General features: G+C 69.8%; 6 protein-coding genes. 1 reads left to right on the top strand and 5 read right to left on the bottom strand.

Translation table 11 applies throughout. The features are described 5' to 3' along the window. Positions 1 to 185 (top strand): hypothetical protein (locus AB0N78_RS08220; protein WP_363388189.1); only part of this gene is annotated, 185 nt, incomplete at its 5' end. Positions 186 to 610: 425 nt separating this feature from the next. Here AB0N78_RS08220 and tyrS read toward each other — a convergent pair. The 5 genes from tyrS to AB0N78_RS08195 all read right to left on the bottom strand — a co-directional run bounded on the left by tyrS (position 611) and on the right by AB0N78_RS08195 (position 6160). Beyond that, positions 611 to 1873, bottom strand: coding sequence for a tyrosine--tRNA ligase (gene tyrS, locus AB0N78_RS08215; protein ID WP_363388186.1), 1263 nt, complete (start codon positions 1871 to 1873; stop codon positions 611 to 613). Between the two features lie 94 nt (positions 1874 to 1967). Then, a complete protein-coding gene (locus tag AB0N78_RS08210) occupies positions 1968 to 2684 on the bottom strand; it encodes a DNA-3-methyladenine glycosylase (RefSeq protein ID WP_363388275.1) in 717 nt (238 codons plus the stop codon). A 119-nt stretch (positions 2685 to 2803) separates the two neighbouring features. Further along, complete coding sequence (locus tag AB0N78_RS08205; protein ID WP_363388183.1) at positions 2804 to 3412, bottom strand: AAA family ATPase; 609 nt, start codon at positions 3410 to 3412, stop codon at positions 2804 to 2806. A 104-nt stretch (positions 3413 to 3516) separates the two neighbouring features. Then, on the bottom strand, positions 3517 to 4929 hold the full coding sequence (argH, locus tag AB0N78_RS08200; protein ID WP_363388180.1) for an argininosuccinate lyase: 1413 nt from the start codon (positions 4927 to 4929) through the stop codon (positions 3517 to 3519). Next, positions 4922 to 6160, bottom strand: a complete 1239-nt coding sequence (locus AB0N78_RS08195) for an argininosuccinate synthase (RefSeq protein WP_363388177.1) — start codon at positions 6158 to 6160, stop codon at positions 4922 to 4924. Before AB0N78_RS08195 ends, argH begins: the two co-directional genes overlap by 8 nt. Positions 6161 to 6170 lie beyond the last annotated feature (10 nt).

Here is a 6170-nt window from a genome sequence, read left to right as displayed (position 1 = left end):
TCCGAAGCGCTGAGCCATTTGGCATCAACTACTTAGGCACACTGTTGAGTTCTCAAAGAACAGACGCGCATCCCTCATCAACCCTGGCGGGCTTCCGACCGGAGGCTTTCCGTTTCTCAAGCGTATCAGATGTTTTCGGTCAGTTTGTCCGGATCGTTTCCGATCTGGGCGCTTTTCCGATCTGATGCGTTTTCAAGCTTACCAGACGATTTCGGCTTGTTTGACCGGCCATTCCTGGCCTGTTCACTCACCGGATCTGGTCCCCGCACAACCGTGCAGGCACCGAAGTGCTTGACGATCATACAGGGGTTTGGCCGCCTGTGGGACCAGCCACCGGAGTGATCCTCGGTGTCCGTTCCTCCCTGCCGGGCGACTCGGAGAACATTACGCACAGCGGTCCCTAGCGTCAAATCCGGGACGCGGAGCGGCCAGAAACCCGTGCTGACCTGCACCGATGCGTGGTTCGAGTCTGCTGAGCCCGCCCGAAGCGCTCGCGCGGCGCTCGGTCCTGGCCCACTGTGCACGACGTACCGCTCCGATGCCACCGGAACGACGAGGGGGCAACCACCGACAGACGGCGGTCGCCCCCTCCCCTCGGGTCGGCGTGACGTCAGGCGACGACGCGTCCGGCGGCCAGGGTGCGCTTGCCGCGTCGGACCAGCACCCACTGACCGTGCAGGACGTCCTCAGCAGAGAGCGTCTCGGACTCGTCCGTCACCTTGCGGTTGTTGACGTACCCACCACCCTCGCTGATGGCCCGCCGCGCGGCACCCTTCGAGGGGACGACGCCGGTGGCGGCGAGCACGTCGACGATCGGGTCGCCGATCCGCACCTCGGCGGTCGGCAACTCAGCGGTGGCCGCGGCCAGGGTCGGCGCGTCAAGAACGCTGAGGTCTCCCCCGCCGAAGAGTGCGCGGGAGGCGGTGATGACCTTGTCGGTGGCGTCGGTGCCGTGCACCAGACTCGTGACGTCGTAGGCCAGCGCTCGTTGGGCTTCACGGGCGGCGGGCCGCTCCGCGGTGAGGCGTTCCAGCTCCGCGATCTCTTCGCGGGTCCGGAAGGTGAAGACCTTGAGGTAGCCGATCACCTCGGCGTCATCGACGTTGAGCCAGAACTGGTAGAAGGCGTACGGGCTCATCATCTCCGGGTCGAGCCAGATCGCTCCGCCCTCGGACTTGCCGAACTTGGTGCCGTCCGCCTTGGTGATCAGCGGAGTGGTCATCGCGTGCACTGTGACTCGCTCAGCCTTGCGGATCAGCTCGACCCCGGACAGCAAGTTGCCCCACTGGTCGTTGCCACCGGTCTGGATGGTGCAGCCGTAACGGCGGTGCAGCTCCAGGTAGTCCATCCCCTGCAGGATCTGGTAGCTGAACTCGGTGAAGGAGATGCCCTCCTCACTCGCCAGGCGTCGTGCCACTGTGTCCTTGGCGAGCATGGTGCCCAGGCGGTAGTGCTTGCCGACCTCGCGCAGGAAGTCGATGGCGGACAGCTGCCCCGTCCAGTCGAGGTTGTTGACCATCCGGGCGGGGTTGTCCCCGTCGAAGTCGAGGAAGCGTGCGATCTGCGCCTGGAGTCGCTGGACCCACTCGGCCACGGTGTCCTTGGTGTTGAGAACGCGCTCGCCGGACATGCGCGGGTCACCGATGAGACCGGTGGCACCGCCGACCAACGCCAGCGGGTGGTGTCCGGCCAGTTGCAGGTGACGCATCACGATCAGCTGTACCAGGTGGCCGTGGTGCAGGCTCGGCGCGGTCGGATCGAAGCCGATGTAGAACGTCTGTGGACCGGAGTCGAGGGCCTCGCGCAGGGCCTGCGCGTCGGTGGTCTGGGCGACGAGCCCGCGCCAGGCGAGTTCGTCCAGGATGTGCGTCACGTGGTGCTCCTTGAAGAATGTGCCGTGCGGGCCTGCCACACAGTCTGCCGGGATGCGGGGCCTCGGGCGGAGTCGACGCGCCCGGGCCGTGGACTCATGCCGACGTCGTCCCGCGCCGCGGGCTGTTCCTCGACGTCGGCCGTCGATACGCAGGTCGATAGGCGGAGACGGTGGGCTCACCGGTGAGCCAGAGCCGCCACGGAAAGCGTTCGGCGTCGCCACCATCGCCGCTCACTCCGACCCGGGGGCCGGTGGCGTGCACGGGGCGGGGCGCACCCGGGAGTCGACGCAGCACCCGTGTCCCGTCGGGTTCGGTCAGGTCGACGCCGTTGTCCGTGAGATCGACGCCCACGGCCACGGTCAGGCGGGCGGGGCCGCGAGCGATCTGACGGTCCGAGTCGACCACCCCGGCTGCGGCACGGCGGGCGCGCGCCAGATCGATGCCGTGGACGACCTCCCCCGCGCGCAGGAGCACCGCGGATGCTTGCCCGGCAGGGCCGGTGACGATGTTCATGCAGTGGTGCAGACCGAGGTGGCGGTAGACATACAGGCGGCCGGGCTCGCCGAACATCACGGCATTGCGTGCGGTGCGGCCGCGGAAGGCGTGGGAGCCGGGATCGTCCTCACCGTCGTAGGCCTCAAGCTCGGTGATCCGGAGGGTGACCTCGCCTTCGGCCGAGCGCGTAGTGAGCAGGGCACCGAGGAGGTCGGCGGCGACCTCGAGGGAAGGACGCTCGTACCAGCTGCGGACGGGGACGGGAAGGGCGGCGAGCTGCTCCGGGAGGAGAGAGCCTGCGGAAGCGGCGGCCAGCCCGTGCCCGGTGGGGGCGGCGGGATCGGGTGCCTGACTCACGAGTGCCATCCTGCCGCATGGGAGCGTGCGGGTCGTGGGGCGTCCACGGGTGGGGTCGCGATCGCGGAACCTGGCGCTCAGAGGCGCAGCTGACCGTGACCGTCCAGGTGGACGTCGGCGCGGGCGGCGGTGTCCTGCGCCGCGTAGAGGGCACGTTCCTCGGCCATCCACCGCAGCCAGTGTGAGCGGGCGTCGGCCCCATCGCGGGCCAGACCTCGGGCCAGCCGTTCGTCGTCGGTGGTCTCGACCCAGATCAACAGGGTGGACCAGCGGGCGGGGCGACGGGACCCAGAGCCGCACCCCTCGACGATGAGGACGTCGGCGACCGGGACCGGGTGCGGTTCGGCGAGTGACGCGGTGTGCCAGTCATAACGGCGGTACTCGGCGGGGTGACCGTCAGCGAGTGGGAGCAGGATCTCGTCGTGCAGGCGGGTGACGCCGGCGGAGAGGCCGGACCATCCGGGGTACAGGTCATCCATGTGCACGACCTGGGCGTGCAGCTCGGTGGCGAGGGCCGCGGCGAGAGTGGTCTTGCCGGAGCCGGCCGGGCCGTCGATCAGCACGAGGCGGGTGCGGCCGAGGGTGGGGCCGACGGCGCGGACCCGGGCGGCGATGTCAGCCACCACGGTGCGGGACGAGGCGGTGGGTTCCGTGGCGTCGGACGGCGTGCCGACGGGGATGGGCACCGGGCCAGGTGGGGCGTCGGTGTCAGGTGGGGACACGACCACGCCCGGGTCGTCCGGGTCCACGGGGGACGCCGGACGGCCCGGGCGTGGGGTTGTCATCCCGGTCAGCGGGTCCAGGTCCGGAGCTCGGCGGAGCGGCTCCGGGCGCGGGTGAGCTGTTCGGCAACGCGGGCGGGGGCAGTGCCGCCGCGGGCGTCGCGGGAGGCGACCGAACCTTCGACGGTCAGCACCTCGCGCACCTCGGGGGTGAGATGCTCGGAGATGGCGGCCAGCTCGTCGTCGGTCAGCTCCCACAGTTCGATGGCCGGGGTGTGCTGTTCGCAGGCCCGGACGCAGGAACCGGCGACCTCGTGGGCGACCCGGAAGGGCACGCCCTGCCGGACCAGCCACTCGGCGATGTCGGTGGCCAGGGAGAAGCCCTGCGGTGCCAGCGATGCCATCCGCTCGGTCTCGAAGGTGAGGGTGGCGACCATCCCGGCGAAGGCGGGCAGCAGCACGGACAGGGTGTCGACCTGGTCGAAGACCGGCTCCTTGTCCTCCTGGAGGTCCCGGTTGTACGCCAGCGGCAGGCCCTTGAGGGTGGTGAGCAGCCCGGCGAGATCGCCGACCATCCGACCGGCCTTGCCCCGCGCCAGCTCCGCCACGTCAGGGTTCTTCTTCTGCGGCATGATGCTCGACCCGGTGGAGTAGGCGTCGTCCAGACGGGCGAATCCGAACTCGTGGGTGGACCAGAGCACGACCTCCTCGGCGAACCGGGACAGGTCGATGCCGAGCATGGCGCTGACGAAGGCGAACTCCGCGACCACATCCCGGGCGGCGGTGCCGTCGATGGAGTTCTCCACCGAGGAGTCGAAGCCCAGGTCGGCGGCGACCGCCTCCGGGTCGAGCCCCAGAGAGGAACCGGCTAGAGCACCGGAGCCGTAGGGCGACACCGCGGCACGCCGGTCCCAGTCGGTGAAGCGCTCGACGTCGCGCAGCAGCGGCCAGGCGTGCGCCAGCAGGTGGTGGGCCAACAGCACGGGCTGGGCGTGCTGGAGGTGAGTGCGACCGGGCAGGATCGCCTCCCCCGCCGTCTCGGCCTGTGCGATGAGCGCGTCCACCACGTCCAGGGTCAGACCGGCCAGGTGCCGAGCCTCCTGGCGCAGGTACATCCGAACCAGGGTGGCGATCTGATCGTTGCGGGAGCGACCGGCGCGCAGTCGACCACCCAGATCCGCCCCGGCACGCTCGATCAGACCTCGCTCGAGGGCGGTGTGCACGTCCTCGTCGTCCGGGGCCGGGGTGAACGCACCGGAGCGCACGTCGGCGAGCAGCTGGTCCAGGGCGTCGAGCATGCCGGAGAGCTGGTCGTCGGAGAGCAGACCGGCGGCGTGCAGCACCCGAGCGTGCGCCTGGGAGCCCGCGATGTCCTGCGGGGCCAGTCGCCAGTCGAAGTGCGTCGACCGGGACAGCTCCGCGAGGGCATCAGCGGGGCCGCCGGCGAACCGGCCGCCCCACAGCGCGACGTGCTCAGACATCGATCCCGCCCTGCTCGCCCAGGTCCTCGCCGTTGCCGAACTTCACGTCGCGGGCCGCGGCCAGCTTGGAGGACAGGCCGTAGATCTCGATGAAGCCACGGGCGGCGGACTGGTCGAAGGAGTCGCCGGTGTCGTAGGTGGCCAGGTTGAAGTCGTACAGACCGGAGTCGGAGCGGCGACCGGTGACCGTGGCCCGCCCGCCGTGCAGCTCCATCCGGATCTCGCCGTTGACGTAGCGCTGGGTGTCGTCGATGAAGGTGTCCAGCGACTTTTTCAGCGGGGAGAACCACTGGCCGTCGTAGACCAGCTCGGTCCAGCGCTGCTCGACCTGGCGCTTGAACCGGGCCTGCTCGCGCTCGACGGTGACGTTCTCCAGCTCCTGGTGTGCGGCGATCAGCGCGATGGCACCGGGGGCCTCGTAGACCTCGCGGGACTTGATGCCGACCAGGCGGTCCTCGACGATGTCGATCCGCCCGATGCCCTGGGCCCCGGCACGGCGGTTCATCTCCTGGATGGCCTGCAGCGGGGTGACCGGCACCCCGTCCAGTGCGACCGGCACACCCTGCTCGAAGGTGATGACGACCTCATCGGCAACCGGCGGGAAGGTGGGATCGTCGGTGTAGGTGTAGACGTCCTTGGTCGGACCGTTCCAGATGTCCTCCAGGAAGCCGGTCTCGACCGCGCGGCCCCAGACGTTCTGGTCGATGGAGAACGGGTTGTGCTTGGTGGTGGCGATCGGCAGCTGCTTGCGCTCGGCGAACTCGATGGCCTTGTCACGGGTGAGCGCCAGGTCGCGGACCGGGGCCAGGCACTTCAGGTCGGGCGCGATGGAGGTGATGCCGACCTCGAACCGGACCTGGTCGTTGCCCTTGCCGGTGCAGCCGTGGGCGACGGTGGTGGCACCGAACTGCCGGGCGGCGCGGACCAGGTGCTTGACGATCACCGGGCGGGACAGCGCGGAGACCAGCGGGTAGCGGTCGAGGTACATGCCGTTGGCACGCAGCGCGGGCATGCAGTACTCGGCGGCGAACTCGTCCCGGGCGTCGGCGACATAGGCCTCGACGGCACCGCAGTCCAGCGCGCGACGGCGAATGGTCTCCAGGTCCTCGCCACCCTGGCCGACGTCGACCGCCACGGCGATCACCTCGGCACCGGTGGCCTCGGCGATCCAGCCGATGCCCACGGAGGTGTCCAGTCCGCCGGAGTAGGCGAGGACGACGCGCTCAGTCATGGTGTGTTCC

Origin of the sequence: Cellulomonas sp. NPDC089187, assembly GCF_040685135.1 — a bacterium.
In the GTDB taxonomy this organism is placed as follows: Bacteria; Actinomycetota; Actinomycetes; order Actinomycetales; family Cellulomonadaceae; genus Cellulomonas.
The sequence above is the reverse complement of the archived record's forward strand: the minus strand, read 5'-3'. Positions and strand labels throughout refer to the sequence as shown.

Bases quoted from the DNA above. Each gene is read 5' to 3' on its own strand.
- argH (WP_363388180.1), bottom strand. From the start codon at position 4,929: ATGTCTGAGCACGTCGCGCTGTGGGGCGGCCGGTTCGCCGGCGGCCCC.
- AB0N78_RS08195 (WP_363388177.1), bottom strand. From the start codon at position 6,160: ATGACTGAGCGCGTCGTCCTCGCCTACTCCGGCGGACTGGACACCTCC.